The organism is Haemophilus sp. CCUG 60358 (assembly GCF_001679485.1).
Taxonomy (GTDB): domain Bacteria; phylum Pseudomonadota; class Gammaproteobacteria; order Enterobacterales; family Pasteurellaceae; genus Haemophilus_D.
Map to the genome: position 1 here is coordinate 26,892 of NZ_LZOZ01000020.1, position 21,628 is coordinate 48,519.

Below are 21,628 nucleotides of genomic sequence, written 5' to 3' on the forward strand. Positions count from 1 at the left end.
GTGCGGTCTAAAATTAAACTGTTTTTTATGCACCACGCCATGTTCTTACAGGGCCGGTATCAACGTGAATAAAATTACTGTAAGGATAATATCCCACACCACCGTTCTCTAGATTTTCAGCAGCTTGGCGTAATCTTGCTAAAGACACACCAGGGATTCTAAAATCGATAGCTTGGCCTTTAATATGATAGCTATTGCTTGCTACACCTCGGCTTTGGCGATGACGCATAGCATTTGTTGCCGCACTACGATAGCCACAAATCACATCAATTTGTGCAGTACGTAAGCCCAAATCACTTTGTAAATGATAAAACTTCATGAAGAGATTGGGATCCATACGACGCACTTGGTCTGTACGGCGATCTCTCATAAAGTAATCAAGTTTACCAAGTAGTGAACGACTAAACCCTGTTGTTGCAGAGAATTCACCACTTAATCGTTCATTGGTGTTGACATTATAAAAGCTGAGAATGCGAGGTTTGGGTGTAGAGACCATGGCTAATACCGAAGTTGGCATCATGCTTGCGCCTAAAACAATGCCACCTAACGAAAGCCATTTGCGACGATTTTTGTCAATATTACCCATTTTATAGTCTCTTTTATTACCTATCTTTCACACTAGACAATTTTTGTATTAAAAAGTTCCCTAGTGTAAACCATTTTTAAAGATATTTTTTTACAACCGCCCAATCAATGTCGCTAAAGCTTGCTGCATCATCGTATTTATAAATGTCTGGTAAAACTTGTGTTTGACCGTTTTCTACCCATGCAGTTACATAATATAAGAATACAGGGTCATTTGTACGAATGTTAGCCGATACAGTTTTTTTACTCGCTAAAGCATTACGTTTTTTATCTTCTGACCAGCCCGCTTCTTTTAACAAGATAGAGGCAAGTTGATCTGATTTCTCTACACGCACACAACCAGAGCTTAATGCACGATCTTTTTTGCTAAATAAGCTATGATTTGGTGTATCGTGAAGATAAATCGCATCAGAGCTTGGCATATTAAATTTATAGTTACCTAATGCACTATCTCCCGCTGCTTGACGGATACGGTACGGGAATTTATCACCAATGCTACTCCAATTAATTGAGTAAGGATCGATAGTATTACCTGTGCTATCCAAAATAGAGTAGTTGTGTACAGCCGCATAGCCAGGGTCACGTTTTAATTTCGGTAAAATATCTTCATTGATTAAACGTGTTGGAGCATTCCAAGGTGGATTAACAACTACATTGCTCAAACGACTGTACATCACCGGTGTACGACGTTCATTTTTCCCTACAATAACGCGAGATTCTAAAATTGCTTTGCCATCACGATAATATTTCAATTGATAGCTTGGAATATTAACAAAGATTCCATTTTCAAAATCAGGAATAACGCGTAAACGTTGTGCATTAAGGGCAAGTTTTTTACCCATCGCAGAAATACCTGAAGATGAAATCATTGACGGGAGTGATTGTACAGTTTCACGGTATAAACGATTATGATTGGATAATCCATTCACAAAGTCAGAAACAGCATTGTTTTTAACCGCACTTTGCCATTGGTCAATAATTTCTTGATTTGGTAATTCTGGTTTGTAAGCATTCGTTGCATATAACCAACGTTGTGCTTGTTGATTTACGTTCTTGCTGTAATACAAGTAATCAAGGAAAGCATCACTTAACAACACATCGTAGGTAAGGCCGCCAGTCTTTTCAGCGTTATGTAAATTGATTAATGATTGCGCCGAACGTTTAGAAATACCAGACGCTACCATGGCCGCATATTCGCGTAGGAATTGTTTTTCCGCAGCCTTGTCTTTCCACATTAAGTCATATTTATTATCGGCATATAATTTTGCCAAAATTGGTTTGAACTGCAGATTTTGTTCGCCAATTTCATGAGTTAATGACATCTCTAGCATGGTTTGCTTTTCAGCTGCTAGGCGAGCTTGGTCTTCTTTGATTTCCGCTTCAAGTTTTGCACGCTCTTCAGGACTCAAGTTAGACATGTCCACGCCTTTATTTTCGGCTTGTTGAGGTTGCCCAACTGTTTTTGCCCAGTCTGCTAACGCACAACCTGATGTCATCATTGATAATGATAAGACTAATGTGCTTAATTTCATTGTTCCTTTTAACATTACTGTACCTTTAAAAATATTCATAAAAATAACCGCACTTCAGTTTTTTTATCTGCTAAAGTGCGGTCAAAATAATCGTTATTTTGTTGCTTTTGCCGCTTCTTGTTTTATTTCAGCATCCACTTTTTGTTGATTAGCATTGAGTTTCACTAAATCAGCTGCCATTTTTTCCGCTTCTTTTAAGAAGAAATCTGGCGCTTCATAGTCTTTCGGTAAATCATCAATATCTTTTAATGCTTTTTTACCTTCACGTTTAAAACGATCATTGAGATCTTTTAAACGTCTTGCATCATCTTTGTCATTTTCCGCTTTGCGTTCTTGGAAATTCAATGACAAGAATTTGCGCTCACGACGTTCATCACGGATTTTAAGATCTTCATTTAACGCAATAAACTCAGGATCTTTTGCAATACGCTCAAGATGTTTTTCATTTAATGGTTCAACATCTTTACGCGCTTTATTGGTTTCAGAATAAGTTGCCGGCGGAATTTTATCCCAAGGTAAGGCGTTATCTTCTTTTTCTTCACCAATTTCTTTGGCATCAATAATTTCAGGGAAATTAATATCTGCTGCTACACCTTTTAATTGGGTTGAACCACCATTAATTCGATAGAATTTTTGGATAGTGTATTGCAACACACCAAGTGGTGTTTGGTCTAAATCATAAACAAAGTTTAATGAACGACTTTGTTGTACCGTACCTTTACCAAAGGTATTTTGCCCAATGATGATACCACGGTTGTAATCTTGCATTGCTGCAGCAAAAATTTCAGAAGCAGACGCACTGAAACGATTAATCATCACCAATAATGGACCTTTATATTGTTGAGCATTATCATCATCTTCGTGTACACGAATACGTTGATAAGCATCACGAACTTGAACCACCGGACCATCAGTAATGAATAAACCACTCAACGCAACGGCTTCTGTTAAAGCACCACCGCCATTTTCACGAAGATCCACAATTAAAGCGCCAATTTTTTTCTTCTCAGCATCTACTAATAATTTTTTCACATCATCAGTTAAGCCAATATAGAAACTTGGGATTTTAATGACACCAACTGTTTCACCCTCTACTTTAGAAACAGTGAGTTTTGCTGCTTGGTCTTCAATACGTACTTTATCGCGAACTAAAGTGACAATACGGCTTTTTCCACCTTTTGCAGGTTCAATTTCAAGACGAACTTTTGTTCCTTTTTTACCTTTGATTTTGTCAACGATATCTTCTAAACGCCAGCCGATAATATCTTCGATTTCGCCTTTTTCTTGGCCGACACCAATGATTTTATCGCCCGCTTGTAATTTTTTACTGCGTTCAGCCGGCGCACCTGGTACTAAAGACTTGATGCTAGTTTCGTCATCTTCAGATTGTAATGTTGCACCAATCCCTTCTAAAGAAAGGTTCATGCTTTCATTAAAGCTTTTTGCAGTACGCGGAGCAAGATAGCTTGTATGCGGATCGATTTCTCGAGCAAAGGCATTAATATAAATCTGAACAATGTCATCCGCTTTGGTTTGAGTTAATCGACGAATGGCTAAATTGTAGCGTTTAGTCAGTTTTTCTTTAATTTCAGGCCATTTTTTATCTTTTAATTTCAGGCTGATTACATCATTTTTAACACGTTGTTCCCAAAGCTTGTTTACTTCTTCTTCGCTTGTAGGAAAAGGTGCTTTTTCACGGTCGATCTCAATTTGATCATTACCTTTTAAATCAGGTTCTTGATCTAATAAAGATAATGCATAAGCATAACGTTCATAGCGACGTTTCATCATCAGATCGTAAATCGCAAATGCAGCTGAAAGATCGCCCTCATTAAGTTGATCATCTAATTTAGAACCATATTTAGCACGTAAATCATCAATATCTGATTTTAAAAAGGTGTTATGGCTGTAATCTAAGCTTTTAATATAACGATCAAAAATCTTTTCGGAAAAGGCGTCATCAAGCTGGAATTTACGATAATGTGATTGTGTTAAACGTGTCGTTGCACGCTTTGTTGCTAACTGGTTTGCGTCAGTTGCGGAAGGAATCGTAATATCGCTTTGCTTTAATTTCGGCTGCACGGCAAATGTGTCAGACGAATGAAGAAATAACGCACCTAAAATTGCTGTCGCAATAAGACTTTTGGTTGTATGTAATTTCATTTAACCTTTCCCGATAAGAAATAAATTATTAGGCAAATAAACGATCTGCGGTGACAGTCATCACTAAACCATTCTCAAGTTCTACGCGTGCGCCATCTTTTTCCACATTTAATACGGTCGCATTTTTCGCTTGTTCTGCTACTTTCACTTTCACTTTGCTACCTGCAGAAAGTGTTGTGAAATCAACCGCACTTAGTTTTACTTGCGGGGCTTTTGGTTTGCGAGTTGCTTGATTTGAATTTGGTTTACGAGCAGGTCGTTTTTGTTGTGCTTTTTTGGCTGCTAATTCTGCTTTGCGTTTTTCTGCAAATTTAGCTTTTGCATCTGCTAATTGTTGAGTCGCATGAGAAACATGTTCTGCGTCTAATACACCAGCAGGGTTACCGTATAAATCCACACGCTCAGCACCTTCGCGGCAGCCGTGTAAATAGCGCCAGTTGGAGGTGTATTGACGTAAAGCCTGACGCAATTGAGTTTTGCTGACACGTTCATCATCTTTTAATGCTTCAGCAAGATCTTGGAAAAGACCAATTTTTAATGGTTTAGCTTCACCTTCTGCAATAAAGCAAAGTGGAAATTTTTCTATAAGATATGCAATGATCGCTTTTGTATCAGTTAATTTTTGAACGCCTTCAGCATTATTTTCAACTTGGGCTTCAACTTGAGAATCTGTCATTTCTGAGTTTTCCTAGGATAAAAAAATAAAAACTTGCACAGTTTACCGCACTTTTATAAGGATTGACAATGGTTGGACAGAATAATTCCGTTTCTAATTCTAATGAATAACTTCACAAATTCCCTTAATTCAGGCTAAAATAGTCCACTTTTATAATTTCTGAAAACATAATGACAAAAACACCTGATTTTACTCATGCCACTTATAGACTAGTGCGTTGCATAGGATGCGATGCAACGGTGTCTGTTTGTCGTCCGCAAGAAGGGGAATACGCGCAATGTCCGCGTTGCCATCATAAATTGCAATCAGGAAGTCGTTGGTCACTTAAACGTTGTTCATTAATCGCCCTTTCTATCTTAATTTTAATGCCATTTGCTTTAGGCTATCCTTTATTGAGCTTAGATTTACTGGGTACTAAAATTGATGCTTCTGTTTGGAAAGGAATTTGGAAAATGGCAGTGGAGGGATATTCCTATACTGCATTTATGATTTTTATCTGTGCTGTTTTAATGCCTGTATCTTTTGCGATTTTAGTCATTATGTTGCAGCTTTCTAAATTACTCAAAATTAAGCCTCGTAATGTCTTATTATTTGTGGGATATATTAAGCCTTGGGTCATGTTTGACGTCTATTTAGTTGCACTGGGTGTCACCATGTTTAAAGTGCGTGAATATGCCACATTAGAAGTAGATGTGTATTTAATTGCTTTTGTTTTTACTGCACTTTTAACCACGTTATTATTCATTAAAATTAATTTAGATGACTTGTGGCATGATTTTTATCCCGATCAGAAACCGGTTACCAAAAGCGATAAACCGTTAGAACTTTGTACTGCCTGTGATTACACTTTTTTAAAAGAAGATCAAGAATACGATTACCGTCATCGTGCAATTTGCCCACGTTGTGCATCCCTTATTGAAACACCTGATAGTGTGAAATTACAACGTGTTTGGGCGACATTAGTGGCGGGTATTATCATGCTTTTCCCGGCAAACTTGCTCCCAATATCCGGTGTTTATTTAACAGGAAATTTGTCACAAGATACCTTGATGTCGGGCGTGATGTCATTTATAAGCATGGGCAGCTATTTTGTTGCTTTCGTGGTATTCTTCGCCAGTATTTTTGTGCCAGTAAGCAAAGTCCTCATTATGTTGTATTTACTGGCAAGCGTGCATTTTAAATGGCGACATTCAATTAAATGGCAAATGCGGCTATTACATATCGTTCACTTTGTAGGACGTTGGTCAATGCTGGATCTTTTTGTGTTAGCTTTGATGATGTCTCTAGTGACACGCGGACAGATTATTAATTTTACTGTAGGCCCTGCCGCATTTTATTTCGGTGCAGCAGTGTTTTTAACTATGATTTCAACTTCTCAGTTTGATAGTCGATTAATTTGGAAAATTTATGACAGAAAACAATAAACCAGAATCTCAATCTATTGATGAGCAATATAACAATGTAGAAGCGTTATTACGTAAGAATAAACGCATCTCACCGTTTTGGTTGTTACCTTTTATTGCATTATGTATTGGTGCGATTTTATTTTTCCAAATTGTGCAAGAACAAGGAAAGATGATTACGATCACGTTTTCTAATGGTGCAGGGTTGGTTGCAGATAAAACACCGATTCGCTATCAAGGTTTGCAAATTGGTGTTGTGAAGAAGGTTAACTTTACTGACAATATGCAAAAAGTGAAAGTTGAGGCAAGTATTCATTCTGAAGCCACCGATGTGTTAAAGGAAAATACTAAATTTTGGCTTGTGCAACCGAGCGTATCGCTCGCGGGGATTTCAGGTTTAGACTCTTTAGTTTCAGGAAATTACATTACGCTTCAACCAGGTGATGGTGATTCAGAAGATGAATTTATTGCGGAAGAACAAGGGCCTATTGCACAAGTAAATCCTGGCGATTTATTAATTCATTTAATTTCGGATGATTTAGGTTCGATTTCAATTGGGGCTTCTGTTTACTTCAAAAAAATGCCGGTCGGGAAAATTTATGATTACCGCTTCAATAAAGAGAATAAAGTTGAAATTGATGTGGTGATTGATAAAGCCTTTACTCGTTTTGTGAAGAAAGATTCACGCTTCTGGAATATCAGTGGTATTAACGCTAACATTAATGCATCAGGTGTGAATGTAGAGATTGATAGTTTAAATTCAGTGGTGCAAGGTGCGGTATCATTTGATTCACCGCCAGATAGCCCACAAGCTGTGACTAATAGCCACTATACGCTTTATTCTAACTTGCAAGCAGCTAAACGAGGTATTGAAGTTGAGGTGACTATTCCAGTGACTGCGGGTTTAGATGCTGGGCAAACCTCGGTTTATTATGGTGATGAGCAAGTGGGTCTTCTTTCATCTTTAAGTGCGGACGAAAATAATGAAGAAATTTTAAAAGGCACATTATTAATCGATCCAAACCAAGCTAACCTCTTAAAAACGAATACACGTATTGTGTTAAAAAATCGTAAGTTAGATTTGGGTGATGTGGCTAATCCGAAAAAATTCTTCCGCGGAGATTATTTTGAAATTATTCCAGGTAGTGGAGAAAGCAAAACACAATTTGATGTGATTCGAGAACATGAGTTATTGCTCAAAGCACCGAATACTTTGATTTTAACCTTAACCGCACCAGAAACTTATGGTATTACTGAAGGGCAATCGGTGTTTTATAACAATATTGCTATTGGTCAAATTGTGAAGCAGCACTTAAATGTTGATGGTGTGAAATTTGAAGCGGCAATTGCGGCGGAATATCGCAATCTTATTCATGAGAACACTCAATTTGTGGCTGCCTCTAATTTTGATGTAAGTTTTGGTATAGACGGATTACGTTTTGAATCAGCAACACCATCAAAATGGCTACAAGGTGGGGTGAGAGTATTACCTAAAAAAGGAAGTGGCGCCCCACATTCAAGCTATCCACTTTATAAAGATATCAGTAGTGCAGAAACGGGTATTACGGGTAACTTAGTGAATCCAAGTATTGTGCTACATTCCACTAATTTGCCAAGTATTAGCAAAGGTTCTGTGGTGCTTTATCGTCAGTTTGAAGTGGGTAAAATTATTAACGTAAGACCGAAAGCCAATAACTTTGATATTGATGTGTATATTTATCCGGCTTATCAAAATCTTCTTACAGATAAAAGTGTATTCTGGGTAGAAAGTGCAGCACAAATTGATATTACGCCGAAAGGCATTAGTATCCAGGCATCACCAGTTGCTCGTTCATTAAAAGGCGCGATTAGCTTTGATAATACGGGTTCAGGCAAAAATAAAACGCTTTATCCAAGTGAACTGCGAGCCAAATCAGCAGGACAAGTGATTACGTTACTCACAGATGATGCAACGGCTTTAAGTAAAGGAATGAGCTTGCGTTATCTAGGTATGAATGTTGGGGAAGTTGAGCAGATTGCCCTTGATCAAAAAACAAATCGTATCACAGCAAAAGCATTAATTAACCCAAGTTATATGGGGATGATTGCAAAAGAGGGTACTGTATTTAAAGTGATTTCCCCACAAATCTCAGCGGGTGGAATTGAAAACTTAGATAGCCTTTTACAGCCTTACATTGATATTGAGTTAGGCAAAGGTCCATCAAAAACACAGTTTAATTTAGCACAAACTGCACAACCTCGAAATAAATACAGCAATGGCGTGCCATTTATTTTGGAAACCAGTGATGCGATGAATTTAACGGAAGGCTCACCAGTGCTTTATCGCGGTGTTGAAGTGGGAACCGTTCGTAAGTTTGAATTGAATTCTTTAGGCGATCGTGTGTTGGTACATATTGCGATTACACCGAAGTATCAACATTTGGTACGTAAAAATTCAGAGTTCTGGGTTTCATCGGGTTATGATTTCAACCTTGGTTGGAAAGGGGCTGAATTTAATACCGGTAGTGTACAACAATTGTTGAAAGGCGGTATTTCATTCTCGACCCCATCGGGTACGATTGTTCAACCACAAGCGACGGTAAATCAGCGCTTTATGCTACAAGTGAAGAAACCAGCTGAAGCACCGACTTGGAATTCAGGTGCATTACCGGCAAATCAATAAAACATAAAAAGAAATAACCGCACTTTTGAATCATCAAAGTGCGGTTATTTTTTTAGGTATTTTGAATAGTGTTATAGGTGTTATTGTCCCATATTTTTGACTGATTTTAAAAAGCCTTTGGCTGAAGTATAGACTTCATCTTTGCCCTGAGCATGTAAAATCATATCCGACATTTCACGGAATGCACCTTTTCCGCCGCCAAGTGAAAGCACATAATCCACAGCATTTTGCACATAAGGTGCAGAATCTGCTACAGCAAAAGAAAGGCCACAGGTGGCAAAAGCGGGAAGATCGACGCTGTCATCACCAATATAGGCAGTTTGTTCAGCAGTAACACCAGCTTGTTTCATGAGATCCAAACAAGCACTTTCTTTTTCAAGCTTACCTAAAAAGAACAATTTAATTCCGAGATCACTAATTCGCTTACGCAGAATCGCCGAATCTCTGCCCGATAATACGGCTACTTGAATACCTGCATCTATCAACATTTTGACACCAAGTCCATCGCGCACATGGAAACTTTTAATCGCTTCGCCATTTGCATCATAATGGAGTAGTCCGTCAGTTAATACGCCATCGACATCGGTAATGACCAATTTAATTTTCTTTAATTTTTCGTTAATCATTAGCTTGAGAACTCCACTAAGCCCACAACATTATTTTCATCATTGACCACAACAAGAGAGTGAATTTTCTTCTCTTTCATCAAGTCTTCCGCTTTCGCTAAGAATTCATTTTCATGAATAGTTTTTGGTGACGAGGTCATCAATTCTTTCGCGGTCTTATTAAGCGTGTCAGCACCGTTAGCCGTTAATGCTCGGCGCACATCACCATCGGTAATAATGCCTTTAAGTTGTTGGTTTTCCATGACTAATGCCACACCCATACGACCTTCATTCATAATAGTTAAGCAATCAGTGAAGCTGGTCTCTGGTGTCGTAATTGGCAGGCGAGTTTGCATTTGATCTTTTACTTTGCATAACAAACGACGACCAAGACTTCCACCCGGATGGAATTTCGCAAAATCAGCTGGTTGGAAATGGCGAGCAGTAATCAATGAAACGGCAAGGGCATCACCTAATGCTAAAGTCACTAACGCAGAAGTGGTTGGGGCGAGGTTATTTGGACAGACTTCGCGTTCGACAGTGATATCCAAAACATAATCCGCATGGCGAGCAAGTGTTGAGTTTTTATTGCTGGTTAGGGCAATAATTTTATTACCAAAGTTTTTCAAACTTGGAATGAGTTTATTTACATCATCGGTTTCACCGCTATAAGAAATCAGCATCACAATGTCGATGGGTTTTAACATACCTAAATCGCCATGAAAGGCTTCTGTAGGGTGAAGGAAGAAACTTGGTGTTCCTGTAGAAGCAAAAGTCGCCACCATTTTTTTGCCAATTAGCCCCGATTTACCAATGCCACCAATGACCAAACGACCTTCGCAAGCAAGGATAAGATCGACAACTTGAGAAAACTCATCATCCAAGCGTTGGCTTAGTTGTGCGAGCGCTTGGCTTTCAACGGAAAGGGTTTCTCGTGCGATTTGTAAATAATTCATAGGAAATCCTTATGATAAAAGTGCGGTTGAAAATAACCGTGTTTTGCAGGGCTATTCTAACGGAAGTTATTAAAAATAAGAATGAAAATTTGACCGCTCTTTGAATTCCCCCTATACTACGCCGCGAGTTGGTTAGACAATCGCTGGTTTATTGAAGCCCTTAACCGTGTTCGCACGACCTAGTGGGACAAGTAAACGAGAGGAAAGTCCGAGCTACAAAGGGCAGAGTGCCGGATAACGTCCGGGCGGCGTGAGCCGACGACCAGTGCAACAGAGAGCAGACCGCCGTGAAAACGGTAAGGGTGAAAGGGTGTGGTAAGAGCACACCGTGCCGTTGGTAACAACGTGCAGCAAGGTAAACTCCACTCGTAGCAAGACCAAATAGGAACTCAATGGATGGCCCGTCCAGAGTTCGGGTAGGTTGCTTGAGCGGCAGAGTAATTTGTCGCCTAGAGGAATGATTGTCCACGACAGAACTCGGCTTATCGACCAACTCAACAAATTCATAAGAATGACCGCACTTTTGTTTTTTCTTTATCCTACTCGGGATAGAATGAATAAAAGTGCGGTCATTTTCTTTTGTGTTTTACCACAAGCTCATTTGTTCTAAATGGCTTTCTTCCGGTAAATTTACGTGTAATCCCACGAGACGAATGGATTTTCCGTGGCTACGTTGCCAAATTTGTTCTAATAATTGCTGAAAGCTTTCTAACGATAAAGTTAAGCCAGTTTTTTCTAAGGTTGTCACCTGAAAATCTTCAAACTTTAATTTCACCCCAATTTTGCGAAAAGCAGTTAAGGGGATATTCGGCGCACTTCGTTCAATGCGACGAATAAGCTCGGCATAGAGATTATCTAGCAGCGCTATACCTTGTTCGAGATGGCTAATATTTTCGGATAAAGTGCGTTCTACACCGATAGATTTTCGTTCTCGATGAGCTTGGATTTCACGATCATCAATGCCATGGCTAAAATCCCAAATTCGCTTACCCATTTTACCGAAGATATTTAACAAAATAGATTGATCGAGTTTTTGCACATCTTCGCAAGTTTCTAATCCCATTTTTAATAAACGTTCAGAAGTGACTTTGCCCACACCAGGGATTTTTTTTAATGGCAACGTTTTTACAAACTGCTCAACTTCATGAGGTTGAATCACAAATTGTCCGTTCGGTTTATTCATATCGGAAGCAATTTTAGCGAGAAATTTAAGGGGCGCCACACCAGCAGAGGCGGTTAGTTTTAGCTCATCAAAAATGGCTTGGCGAATTTCTTGTGCGATCCAAGTGGCAGATCCTGAACATTGTGTACAATCCGTGACATCCAAATAAGCTTCATCTAATGAAAGTGGCTCAATGATAGAAGTATAGCGTTGAAAGATCTGATGAATTTGTGCGGATACCTGTTTATAAAGCGGCATATTAACGGGCACTAAAATCAGATTAGGGCATTTTTTGATGGCTTGTGCTGTCGGCATCGCGCTGTGTAGTCCAAATTTTCGAGCTTCATAATTACAGGTGGTGAGCACACCACGTTGTCGAGAACTTCCCCCCACAGCAACAGGTTTACCCTGTAGCGTTGGATTTTCACGGATTTCAACAGAGGCATAAAAGCAATCCATGTCAATGTGAATGATTTTTCGGGTGGAGTTCATGCGGTAAGTGCGGTCCAAATTAGGCGTGTTTTTAGTATATCGAAAAGAAAATAGCTGTTCAAGTATACAGTTGTTAAAAAGCCCACATTACGTGGGCTAGATAAGAGAATTAACGATCAGAAAGAACGGTTTTATCACCAAACAGGATAACGCGTTCAATAGGATAAACATCAATTTTTTCTTGTTGGTTCATAAAGACTTTACGAGCATCTTCAGCCAATTGAACAAACGGAATTTGTAAATTAATATTGATGGATTTACCTGGTTGTAATGGGGTTTCTAAATTGATTTGCATATCTTGGCTGTAAATAACTTTGCGGTTATTCACATACACACCCACCCATTGAATGTTTTTGATTGGTTTTTGACCAATGTTAGTGATTTCATGTTTGAATGCACTTAACGCTTGGCCATTTTCATCAACCACCATTTCACGATTACCAATATTGATGGCAAGGTATTTGTCGATGTTATCACTCGCTTTTACCGCTTGTTGTTGGGTTTGTGTTGCTTTTGCGGGTGTTGCTTCTTTTGCAATAACTTGTGTGTTAAATGCTAAACATAATGCACCTAATGAAAGTGCGGTCAGAGATTTTAATGTTTTCATTATTCGATTCCTTATAAAAAAGTGGCAAAATTTTACCCTAACTTCTATGGTTAATAAATAGCTTCTTTTCCTTTCTTAGATTTTTTGATAAACTGCCGAACGATTTTGGGGCTGATTCTGGATTCGACGGGATTAGCGAAGCCCAAGGTGCACGTCGAGGTGCGGTAGGCCTCGTAAATAAACCGCAAAAAAATAGTCGCAAACGACGAACAATACGCTTTAGCAGCTTAATAACCTGCTCATAGCCTTCGCTCCCCAGCTTCCGCTCGTAAGACGGGGATAAAGCGGAGTCAAACCAAAACGAGATCGTGTGGAAGCCGCTGTTTGAGGATCGAAGCACTAAATTGAATCAAACTAGCTTAAGTTTAGCGTGTCTGTCCGCATGCTTAAGTGAAATTAAAGACGAGACTAAACGTGTAGTGCTGAAGGTAGAGTAATTTCGGACGCGGGTTCAACTCCCGCCAGCTCCACCACAAAATAAACCTATCAAGTCCTATGAAAGACTTTAAAGCCTTGAAAATAATGACTTCAAGGCTTTTTTATTGCGCTTTTAACTTCTATCAAACTCTCGAATTTGAGTAGTGCATTTAATAGTTGGCGCTTATTGATTGGTTAAATTGTTGCATTAGTAAAGTGCTTAGTAATCGGTAAATTATCAGCTAAAGGAGAAAAAATGAATATTTTATTATTAGACGGTGGTAAAGATTTCGGCCATTCACATGGCGAGTTGAACCACACGATTCATAAAAAAGCGAAAGAAGTTTTGGCCGCACTTGGACACAATGTAAAAGAAACCGTGATAGATGCCGGCTATGATGTTGAAGCAGAAATCGAAAAATTCTTGTGGATGGATACCGTGATTTGGCAGATGCCAGGTTGGTGGATGCACGAACCTTGGACAGTGAAAAAATACATAGACGAAGTATTAACCGCTGGACACGGCAAGCTTTACCACAGTGATGGCCGCCATCGTGTAAATCCAACCGAAGGCTACGGCACAGGTGGCTTGTTGCAAGGCAAAAAACACATGCTTTCGCTTACGTGGAATGCGCCGATTGAAGCGTTCACCCGTGAAGGCGATTTCTTCGAAGGCAAAGGCGTAGATGCTGTGTACATGCCTTTCCACAAACTCAACGAGTTCATCGGCTTGACCCGTCTGCCAACATTCTTATGTAACGATGTGATTAAAAATCCACAAGTAGAACAATACTTAGCAGACTACCAAGCACACTTGGAAAAAGTGTTCGGCTAATTACAAAATGTGAGTTTAGAAGGTGAGTATTTTATCTCACCTTTTTTATTTCAAACGCTTATCAAACTTTTTGATAGGGAGGGGAAGAGGAATAGACTGAGTTTAGATCAAACAAGCGGTTTTAATTTTAAATTGAATTTGCAAAAACATCTAAAAATCTGACCGCACTTTAAAATAAAAAGATCTAAACATCCTCAATTTGAAACTGCTTACGCCAGCGATTCGGTGAAATTTTATGTTTTTTCAAGAAGTGCTGACGCAAGGCGGTATCGCTATGAAATCCACTTTGTTCTGCAATATCTGTAATAGATAAATCTGTGCTTTCCAAAAGCTCTCTTGCTCGTTGTAGCCTTGCTTCAATTAACCATTGATTTAATGACATTCCGGTTGCTTTACGAAAATGTCGGGTGAAAGTGCTACGGCTCATTGACAAACGTTCTGCAAGGCTATCAGTCGAATGAAGTGCGGTCAGATTTTCATTTAAATAAGCAAGCAACGCATTGATATTATGATTAGGTGTGGAACGAGAAATAGGGCGTTCGATAAATTGTGCTTGTCCGCCTTCACGATGAGGAGGGATAACCAGTATTCGGGCAATATGATTGGCAATTTTCACACCATATAATTTACGAACAATAGAAAGACAACAATCCATGGAAGCGGCTGTTCCTGCGGAGGTAATCAGTCGATCTTGTTCTAAATAAATAGGATTTAAATCCCATTTCACCTGTGGAAAGCGACAAGTAAAATCACTATCTCCTAGCCAATGTGTGGTTGCTTTTTTGCCGTTAAGTAGACCACTGCACGCTAACACATAGGCACCATAACATAAACCCACCACTGTCGCACCACGTTGATATGCTTGCCGTAATGCTGTTAATAAAGCCTCACTCGGCATTACTTGAGTATCATGCCATCCAGTCATCACAACAATATCGGCATTATCCAACCATTCTAAACCTCCATCTAAATGTATGTGAAATAGCGAGTTTGTCAGGTTGTCCGAATCGCTAACGATTTTACAGTCAAATAACGGCTTGCCGTTTAAATCCGACATAGAAAAAACGGAATATGCCATCGCAAAATGAATGGGCATCATTTGTTCATACACAATCAAAGCAACTGTGGGTGTATTCATTTTATTCTCCTACTTTGATATGAGCATAACACAGAAATGACCCGATTATTACGTTTATTGATTTTTTATCCATTTTTACGCAATCTTGTTCTCACTATAATATGTTTATTCATTCAATAACGTATAGAAAAGGAAAAACAATGAACTTAAAAACCTTAATTAGCACTACAGCATTGGCTATTAGCGCAAATACTTTCGCCGTAGATCTTGCCTCTAAAAACACTGATAGCTACCAACATATCCGCAATGCTACTGGTCGCCTAAACTATGCAGGGAAAACTTTTTTAATTGACCCGATGCTTGCTGAAAAAGGACGTTATGCAGGCTTTGAAGGAACATTAAATAGCCATTTGCGTAATCCACTTGTGGAATTGCCGATGAAAGCAGAAGATACTTTTAAAGATGTTGATGCCATTATTTTAACTCATACACATGAAGATCATTGGGATGAGGTTGCACAAAAAATTTTACCTAAATCCATCAAAATTTTTGTGCAACATGAACGGGATGGCGACTTACTCAAAGCGCAAGGTTTTACTAACATAACCAGTTTATCGCTAGAAAAACCGGTGGAGTTCGAAGGTATTATTTTAAATAAAACCGGCGGTTCTCACGGCACAACGGAAATGTACGCTGTACCACAATTAGCCGAGATTTTAGATGAGGCGATGGGCGTAACATTCCAAGCGAAAGACCATCCAACGGTTTATTTGGTTGGTGACACAGTTTGGACTGCCGAAGTAAACAAAGCCATTAATCGTTATAAACCTGATGTAATGATTATGAACACAGGTGATGCGCGTACCTTAGCTTTTCCGAATGATGGCATTATTATGGGGTTACAAGATGTTGCTCATGCTCGTAACATGCTACCAAATACAAAACTTATCACGGTGCACATGGATGCAGTAAATCATATGTCTGTTTACCGTAAGGATTTACGCCAATTTGTCCAAGCAAATAAGCTTGAAAATGTAGCAATTCCAGAAGATGGTGAAACAGTGAAGTTTTAAAAACAAGTGGTTGAGTTCTTAGGATAATTCACAAAAAACACCTAAAAATTTAACCGCACTTCGTTATATAAAAGCCGTCTGAATTTTCAGACGGCCTTTGATTATAGCCAGGCAAAGTCAGGCTATAAAAACCATACGCTATGCGTATGGAGACAAATAGCTTAAGCGATGAACAGAAAAAAATCCTCGCTATATAATGAACAAGGCTGACAACCAAAATTCAACATATAGGAGGATTATTTACCCCTCGTAGCGTGCATCTTGATGCACGACCGAATCACGCACGGAACGTTATTTAACCCTTTCGGGCATTCACGATTTCGTGCAACAAGTTGCACGCTACAATTCTTAAACCGACAGAATGCCCGATTATTCACAGCGACCAAGGTGTATTGTATGGCACGGCGGAATGGGTAAAGATGTTGGAGGGTAAAGCGGTGCAAAGTATGAGTCGCCGAGGAAATTGCTACGATAATGCGGTGATTGAAAGTTTTTTTGCGATACTAAAATCAGAGTGCTTTTACTCTCGGACTTATCATTCAATTGCTGAATTACAGGCTGAAATTGAAGAATATTTAGTGTATTACAACCAAAAACGAATTAAACTTGCTTTCAAAGGGTTGAGCCCGGTGCAATACCGAGCTCAATATTTAAGTTAACTAACCTGTCTAACTTTTGGGGGGCAGATCAAAGTGCGGTCAAAACCACGATTAATAATTTGATTGATTTCCTTTTGAACCCTATTAAACATTCAATATCCTAGCCATTTTTACTAATATGCCTTACAATTTGGCACATAATTTATTACAATGCATTTGTTATGTTACGTCTAAATCTGAGATTTTTATATTTTCTGCTCTGCATAAGCTAAAGTGTAGAATTACAGGCTGCGCCAAGTATTCCAACATTTTTAACTGAAAATGGCTTAACTTATTGCACCCACGCTTCAGGTTTTTCATTTAATCCACAAACTGATGTTACTCGTCGCTTAGTCGAAAGCTATTTTGGCAAAATTTTAGATGAAACCGCTTGACTCACTAAGGAAAGGAAAAATGAACACTCGTCCCTTTTATTTCGGACTTATATTTATTGCGATTATCGCTATACTTGCTAACTATTTAGGAAACACTGATTTTTCCCATCATTATCATATCAGTGCTTTAATTATTGCCATCTTGCTGGGAATGGCAATCGGCAATACCATTTATCCGCAATTTTCAACACAAGTGGAAAAAGGCGTGTTATTTGCGAAAGGCACGCTTCTTCGCACTGGCATTGTGTTGTATGGTTTCCGCCTCACTTTTGGCGATATTGCCGATGTAGGATTAAATGCTGTTGTCACTGATGCGATTATGCTAATTTCAACCTTCTTTTTTACCGCACTTTTAGGCATTCGTTATCTAAAAATGGATAAACAATTAGTTTATCTCACTGGGGCTGGATGTAGTATTTGTGGTGCGGCAGCGGTTATGGCGGCAGAGCCTGTTACCAAAGCAGAATCTCATAAAGTTTCAGTAGCGATTGCCGTAGTGGTCATTTTCGGGACGCTTGCTATTTTTACTTACCCCTTTTTCTACACTTGGTCACAACATTTAATTAATGCTCATCAATTCGGTATTTATGTTGGCTCTAGCGTGCATGAGGTGGCTCAAGTTTATGCGATTGGGGAAAATATTGATCCTATCGTGGCAAATACTGCCGTCATTTCCAAAATGATCCGAGTGATGATGCTCGCCCCATTTTTATTAATGCTTTCTTGGTTATTAACACGTAGTAATGGAGTATCAGAAAATACATCACACAAAATTACAATTCCTTGGTTTGCTGTACTTTTTATTGGTGTTGCGATTTTTAATTCTTTTGATTTATTACCAAAAGAACTTGTAAACTTATTAGTTGAAATCGATTCTTTCTTATTAATTTCAGCGATGGCTGCGCTCGGCTTAACTACACAAGCAAGCGCAATCAAGAAAGCAGGATTAAAACCTCTGATTTTAGGAATACTAATTTATTTATGGCTAGTGGTTGGTGGATTTTTAGTGAATTATGGAATATCAAAATTAATATAAAATTCACTTAAGATTGACCGCACTTTGATCTGCACCCCAAAACCTGGACCCCACGATAGCGTGCGTTTCCTAACGCGTGCCTGAAAATCAATTTCGTTTGATTCAGATTTTTACTATTTTCATGAATAACTTCAATTTGCTTATTTTTTAGATAGATAAAACTACGCGTCAGAAAGGGGGGCTATCTGGGGAGCCGTTGGTAAAGCCAACGTTCAGAATCCTTTTGATTTTATGACCGCACTTTTTTGTCATTAGAAGAAAATGAAGAACTTAAACAGGTAATCACTTTATCGCCAAATATCACTTTTCCGGTAAACTTTATTCGTGAGCTTGCCTCGGGATTTTGCTAACTCCGAAACCACAATAGATTGTAATGGCACAAGCGAGGACGCTTGCGCTATCAGGGGGAAAGAATGAAGGATTTGCTCTCTTGGTAGTCGTTCCTGCTGTTTGCCGGCATGCTGGCGGTAACGTATTCCACCCGCCTTATTGGTTTTTTCGCCTTGCGCAACCGTACCTTAAGCCGCCGCGCACAAATCGTGATGGAAGCTGCGCCGGGTTGCATGTTGATTTACGTCATCGCGCCTTATTTCGTGTCCAACAAACCGCACGAATTGATTGCCATTGCACTGACCGTGCTTGCCGCAAGCAGGTTTTCCATGTTGGTTACCGTGTTGATCGGCGTCGGCAGTTCTGGGCTGTAGGGGTATTTGATGCGGTAGTCGACTGCGTTTTCGTGATACCGGTTACACTTGTTTTCAGACGACCTTTCTCTTTCAGACGACCTTATCTTGTTATAATGTCGTCTGAAATTTTTTATAAAGCAAAATCATGGCAAACCAAAGACTCATCTACGGCTTCCACGCCGTCAACGCCCGCCTGTGGCAAAACCCGAAATCGATTACCGAACTCTACGTCCAAGAAGGCAAAAACGATGCCCGCACGCGCGACGTGTTGGATAAAGCGGCAAACGAAAACGTGCGCGTATACTTTGTCATCGCCGTCGCCATCACTACCCGTTGCGAAAGCTGCATCAGCGTACATGCCGCCGCAGCCGCCAAAGCGGGCGCGACTGAAAGCGAAATCGCCGGCGCGCTGGCAACCGCTATCGCCCTGAACGCAGGCGCAGCCTACACTTACGCCCTGCGCGCATTGGAAGCGGTTGATGCGCAGCGTTGATTTTGTCTCAAAGGGTCGTCTGAAAACCACTCCCGTTTCAGACGACCCTTTTGCTGACGGGCATTGCTTTTTGCCGCCGAACCGTTTAGATTGATGTCTTTATTCAACCGTTTGGAGAAACAACCATGAAAAAATTACTGACTGCTGCGCTGACTGCCGCCGCACTCGTCCTTCCTGCCGCCGTATCCTATGCCGCGCCCGCTGCTAAAGCCGCCAGCGCTTCACATAGCGGCGATGCCGCCCGACAAACCGATTCCCGACAAAGTTCAGCCATGAATCAAACCCATACCGCCGTCAGCAAATACAGCTTCGACGATACCGTCCGCCGTTTGGAAACCGCCGTTAAAGAAAAAGGCATGACCGTGTTCGCCGTCATCGACCACCAAGCCGCAGCGCGACAAAGTGGTTTGGACATGCAGCCCGCGAAAGTCATCGTTTTCGGCACGCCCAAAGCCGGCACACCGCTGATGCAAAAAGACCCCGCCTTCGCCCTGCAACTGCCGTTGCGCGTCCTCGTTACCGAAGCTGACGGCGCAGTCCAAGTCGTATTCAACGATACGCGCGCGCTGGTGTCGGGCAGCAAAATAGAGTTCGCCGAAGTGGAAAACACACTCGCCAATGCGGAAAAGCTCATCCGTAAAACGGTAACGGAATAAGGTTCGCCCAAATCCGAAGGTCGTCTGAAAACCTGAGCAAACCCTGAACTGCACCCCAAAAGTTGGACATCCCCTCCAACTCACAAGGTGCAGTTTTTTTATGAGCAAATATACATTACACTTCAAATACCAAGCCGTACTCCACTACCTGCATATACGCAGCCAACAGCGTACCGCAGATCATTACGGCATCTCCCGAACCCACCTGCGACGATGGATACGCGCCTATCAAGAAGGCGGCATCGGCGCACTCGAACATCCCCACGATAGCGCGCGTTTCCTAACGCGTGCCTGAAAATCAATTTCGTTTGATTCAGATTTTTACTATTTTCATGAATAACTTCAATTTGCTTATTTTTTAGATAGATAAAACTACGCGTCAGAAGGAGGGGCTATCTGGGGAGCCGTTGGCAAAGCCAACGTTCAGAATCCTTTTGATTTTATAACCGCACTTTTTTGTCATTAGAAGAAAATTGAAGAACTTAAACAGGTAATCACTTTATCGCCAAATATCACTTTTCCGGTAAACTTTATTCGTGAGCTTGCCTCGGGATTTTGCTAACTCCGAAACCACAATAGATTGTAATGGCACAAGCGAGGACGCTTGCGCTATCAGGGGGACTTCGACGGTGATGGCTTATGTGGTGTTGGTTATCGTGTTTGTGTCACTGTTTGAATACCTGATTACCAAGCCTTTGGAAATTTTGTTTATGCCGTGGAGAAGGTGATGCTCTGTCTTGAAAACGTGCGTTTTGAAATTCTCCGTGACCCCATCGTGCACGATTTCAGTTTGAACCTGCAACATGGCGAAGTGAAAGCTTTGTTCGGGCCGAGCGGCTGTGGCAAGACGACGGTTTTGCGTTTGATTGCGGGCTTGGAAACGCCGAAATCGGGCACGATACGCAATACTTTCCGCAAAACGGGTTTTCTGTTTCAGGAAAACCGCCTGCCGGAAAACTTGACTGCGATGCAGAATATCGCTATTTTTATGGACAAACCCGATGAAGGCGAAATCATCGCGCTGGCGGCGAAAGTCGGGCTGACTGCGGGCGATTTGAACAAATATCCGACCGAATTGTCCGGCGGCATGGCGAAACGGGTAGCATTTTTGCGCCTGCTGCTGTGCGGCTGCGACCTTGCCTTGCTGGACGAGCCGTTCGTCGGTTTGGACCGCGATTTGCGCGATATTTTGGTCGCCATGCTGGTGGAAAAAATCGAGCGGCAGGGCATGACGTGTATGCTGGTAACGCACGACCGCTTCGAAGCCGCACGCCTGAGCCATGAAATCATGCTGCTTTCCACTAAGGGCATGAACGTGCAAAACGTGATTACCCTGCCTACGCTGCTGTCCAAACGCGATTCGGCTTTTGAAGAAGCCGTGGTGGCAAGAGAGTTTCAGGGGATTCATTATTATGAGTGATAGGAATTTAAATTTCTGACAAACCTTGCGGTTCGTTGCCCTCTCCCTAGCCCTCTCC

At 40.6% G+C, this 21,628-nt stretch carries 20 protein-coding genes, 2 other RNA genes and 1 pseudogene; 14 read left to right on the plus strand and 9 right to left on the minus strand.

Annotated features, from left to right (window positions below; genetic code table 11):
• Positions 1–25 precede the first annotated feature (25 nt).
• The 4 genes from A9500_RS10230 to proQ all read right to left on the minus strand — a co-directional run bounded on the left by A9500_RS10230 (position 26) and on the right by proQ (position 4,956).
• A complete protein-coding gene (locus A9500_RS10230) occupies positions 26–586 on the minus strand; it encodes a YcbK family protein (RefSeq protein ID WP_054419961.1) in 561 nt (186 codons plus the stop codon).
• 76 nt (positions 587–662) lie between these two features.
• Positions 663–2,132: a L,D-transpeptidase family protein gene (locus A9500_RS10235; RefSeq protein ID WP_065244861.1), complete on the minus strand. Its 1,470-nt coding sequence runs from the start codon at positions 2,130–2,132 to the stop codon at positions 663–665.
• Positions 2,133–2,210: 78 nt separating this feature from the next.
• Positions 2,211–4,280, minus strand: coding sequence for a carboxy terminal-processing peptidase (prc, locus tag A9500_RS10240; RefSeq protein WP_065244862.1), 2,070 nt, complete (start codon positions 4,278–4,280; stop codon positions 2,211–2,213).
• 28 nt (positions 4,281–4,308) lie between these two features.
• A complete protein-coding gene (proQ, locus tag A9500_RS10245; protein ID WP_065244863.1) occupies positions 4,309–4,956 on the minus strand; it encodes an RNA chaperone ProQ in 648 nt (215 codons plus the stop codon).
• Between the two features lie 170 nt (positions 4,957–5,126).
• Between proQ and A9500_RS10250 the strand changes: the two genes are divergently transcribed.
• Positions 5,127–6,380 (plus strand): PqiA/YebS family transporter subunit, encoded by a 1,254-nt coding sequence (locus tag A9500_RS10250; RefSeq protein WP_065244864.1) that lies wholly within the window; start codon positions 5,127–5,129, stop codon positions 6,378–6,380.
• A complete protein-coding gene (locus A9500_RS10255; protein WP_065244865.1) occupies positions 6,364–9,021 on the plus strand; it encodes a PqiB family protein in 2,658 nt (885 codons plus the stop codon). Before A9500_RS10250 ends, A9500_RS10255 begins: the two co-directional genes overlap by 17 nt.
• Positions 9,022–9,101: 80 nt before the next feature.
• Here the strand turns inward: A9500_RS10255 and A9500_RS10260 are convergent, their stop codons facing one another.
• Positions 9,102–9,647, minus strand: a complete 546-nt coding sequence (locus A9500_RS10260; RefSeq protein WP_065244866.1) for an HAD family hydrolase — start codon at positions 9,645–9,647, stop codon at positions 9,102–9,104.
• Positions 9,647–10,582, minus strand: coding sequence for a KpsF/GutQ family sugar isomerase (locus A9500_RS10265; protein ID WP_065244867.1), 936 nt, complete (start codon positions 10,580–10,582; stop codon positions 9,647–9,649). Before A9500_RS10265 ends, A9500_RS10260 begins: the two co-directional genes overlap by 1 nt.
• Positions 10,583–10,706: 124 nt before the next feature.
• Between A9500_RS10265 and rnpB the strand changes: the two genes are divergently transcribed.
• Positions 10,707–11,083, plus strand: an RNA gene (gene rnpB, locus A9500_RS10270) — RNase P RNA component class A.
• 85 nt (positions 11,084–11,168) lie between these two features.
• On the opposite strand, the gene dinB is transcribed toward rnpB, so the two are convergent.
• Complete coding sequence (gene dinB, locus A9500_RS10275) at positions 11,169–12,236, minus strand: DNA polymerase IV (RefSeq protein ID WP_065244868.1); 1,068 nt, start codon at positions 12,234–12,236, stop codon at positions 11,169–11,171.
• Between the two features lie 109 nt (positions 12,237–12,345).
• Complete coding sequence (locus tag A9500_RS10280; protein WP_049367446.1) at positions 12,346–12,843, minus strand: hypothetical protein; 498 nt, start codon at positions 12,841–12,843, stop codon at positions 12,346–12,348.
• Between the two features lie 107 nt (positions 12,844–12,950).
• Between A9500_RS10280 and ssrA the strand changes: the two genes are divergently transcribed.
• Positions 12,951–13,316: a transfer-messenger RNA gene (gene ssrA, locus A9500_RS10285) on the plus strand.
• Between the two features lie 200 nt (positions 13,317–13,516).
• Positions 13,517–14,095 (plus strand): NAD(P)H-dependent oxidoreductase, encoded by a 579-nt coding sequence (locus A9500_RS10290; protein WP_065244869.1) that lies wholly within the window; start codon positions 13,517–13,519, stop codon positions 14,093–14,095.
• Positions 14,096–14,279: 184 nt separating this feature from the next.
• Here A9500_RS10290 and A9500_RS10295 read toward each other — a convergent pair whose 3' ends face one another.
• Positions 14,280–15,233 carry a GlxA family transcriptional regulator gene (locus A9500_RS10295; protein WP_065244870.1) on the minus strand — a complete coding sequence of 318 codons (954 nt, stop codon included), beginning with the start codon at positions 15,231–15,233 and terminating at the stop codon, positions 14,280–14,282.
• A 140-nt stretch (positions 15,234–15,373) separates the two neighbouring features.
• Here A9500_RS10295 and A9500_RS10300 point away from each other — a divergent pair, with 140 nt between their 5' ends.
• From A9500_RS10300 to A9500_RS10330, 9 genes and pseudogenes are all read left to right on the plus strand, one after another.
• On the plus strand, positions 15,374–16,246 hold the full coding sequence (locus A9500_RS10300; RefSeq protein ID WP_048953291.1) for an MBL fold metallo-hydrolase: 873 nt from the start codon (positions 15,374–15,376) through the stop codon (positions 16,244–16,246).
• Positions 16,247–16,578: 332 nt separating this feature from the next.
• Entirely contained in the window at positions 16,579–16,905 is a 327-nt protein-coding gene (locus A9500_RS10305; RefSeq protein ID WP_133253120.1) for an IS3 family transposase, read from the plus strand.
• Positions 16,906–17,298: 393 nt separating this feature from the next.
• On the plus strand, positions 17,299–18,315 hold the full coding sequence (locus tag A9500_RS10310) for a YeiH family protein (protein WP_065244871.1): 1,017 nt from the start codon (positions 17,299–17,301) through the stop codon (positions 18,313–18,315).
• A 446-nt stretch (positions 18,316–18,761) separates the two neighbouring features.
• A complete protein-coding gene (locus tag A9500_RS10315) occupies positions 18,762–19,019 on the plus strand; it encodes an AzlD family protein (protein WP_257005721.1) in 258 nt (85 codons plus the stop codon).
• 127 nt (positions 19,020–19,146) lie between these two features.
• Positions 19,147–19,494, plus strand: coding sequence for an RNA methyltransferase substrate-binding domain-containing protein (locus A9500_RS11015; RefSeq protein ID WP_080351510.1), 348 nt, complete (start codon positions 19,147–19,149; stop codon positions 19,492–19,494).
• A 125-nt stretch (positions 19,495–19,619) separates the two neighbouring features.
• The gene (locus tag A9500_RS10325; RefSeq protein ID WP_048952635.1) at positions 19,620–20,150 is read left to right on the plus strand and encodes a DUF302 domain-containing protein; all 531 of its coding nucleotides are present in this window, start codon (positions 19,620–19,622) and stop codon (positions 20,148–20,150) included.
• A 100-nt stretch (positions 20,151–20,250) separates the two neighbouring features.
• Positions 20,251–20,445: a helix-turn-helix domain-containing protein gene (locus A9500_RS11020; RefSeq protein WP_204371006.1), complete on the plus strand. Its 195-nt coding sequence runs from the start codon at positions 20,251–20,253 to the stop codon at positions 20,443–20,445.
• Between the two features lie 304 nt (positions 20,446–20,749).
• A pseudogene (locus tag A9500_RS10610) lies at positions 20,750–20,878 on the plus strand (ABC transporter permease); the annotation flags it as partial.
• Complete coding sequence (locus A9500_RS10330) at positions 20,878–21,570, plus strand: ATP-binding cassette domain-containing protein (protein ID WP_179854572.1); 693 nt, start codon at positions 20,878–20,880, stop codon at positions 21,568–21,570. The pseudogene A9500_RS10610 and the gene A9500_RS10330, both read left to right, overlap by 1 nt.
• Positions 21,571–21,628: the final 58 nt, after the last annotated feature.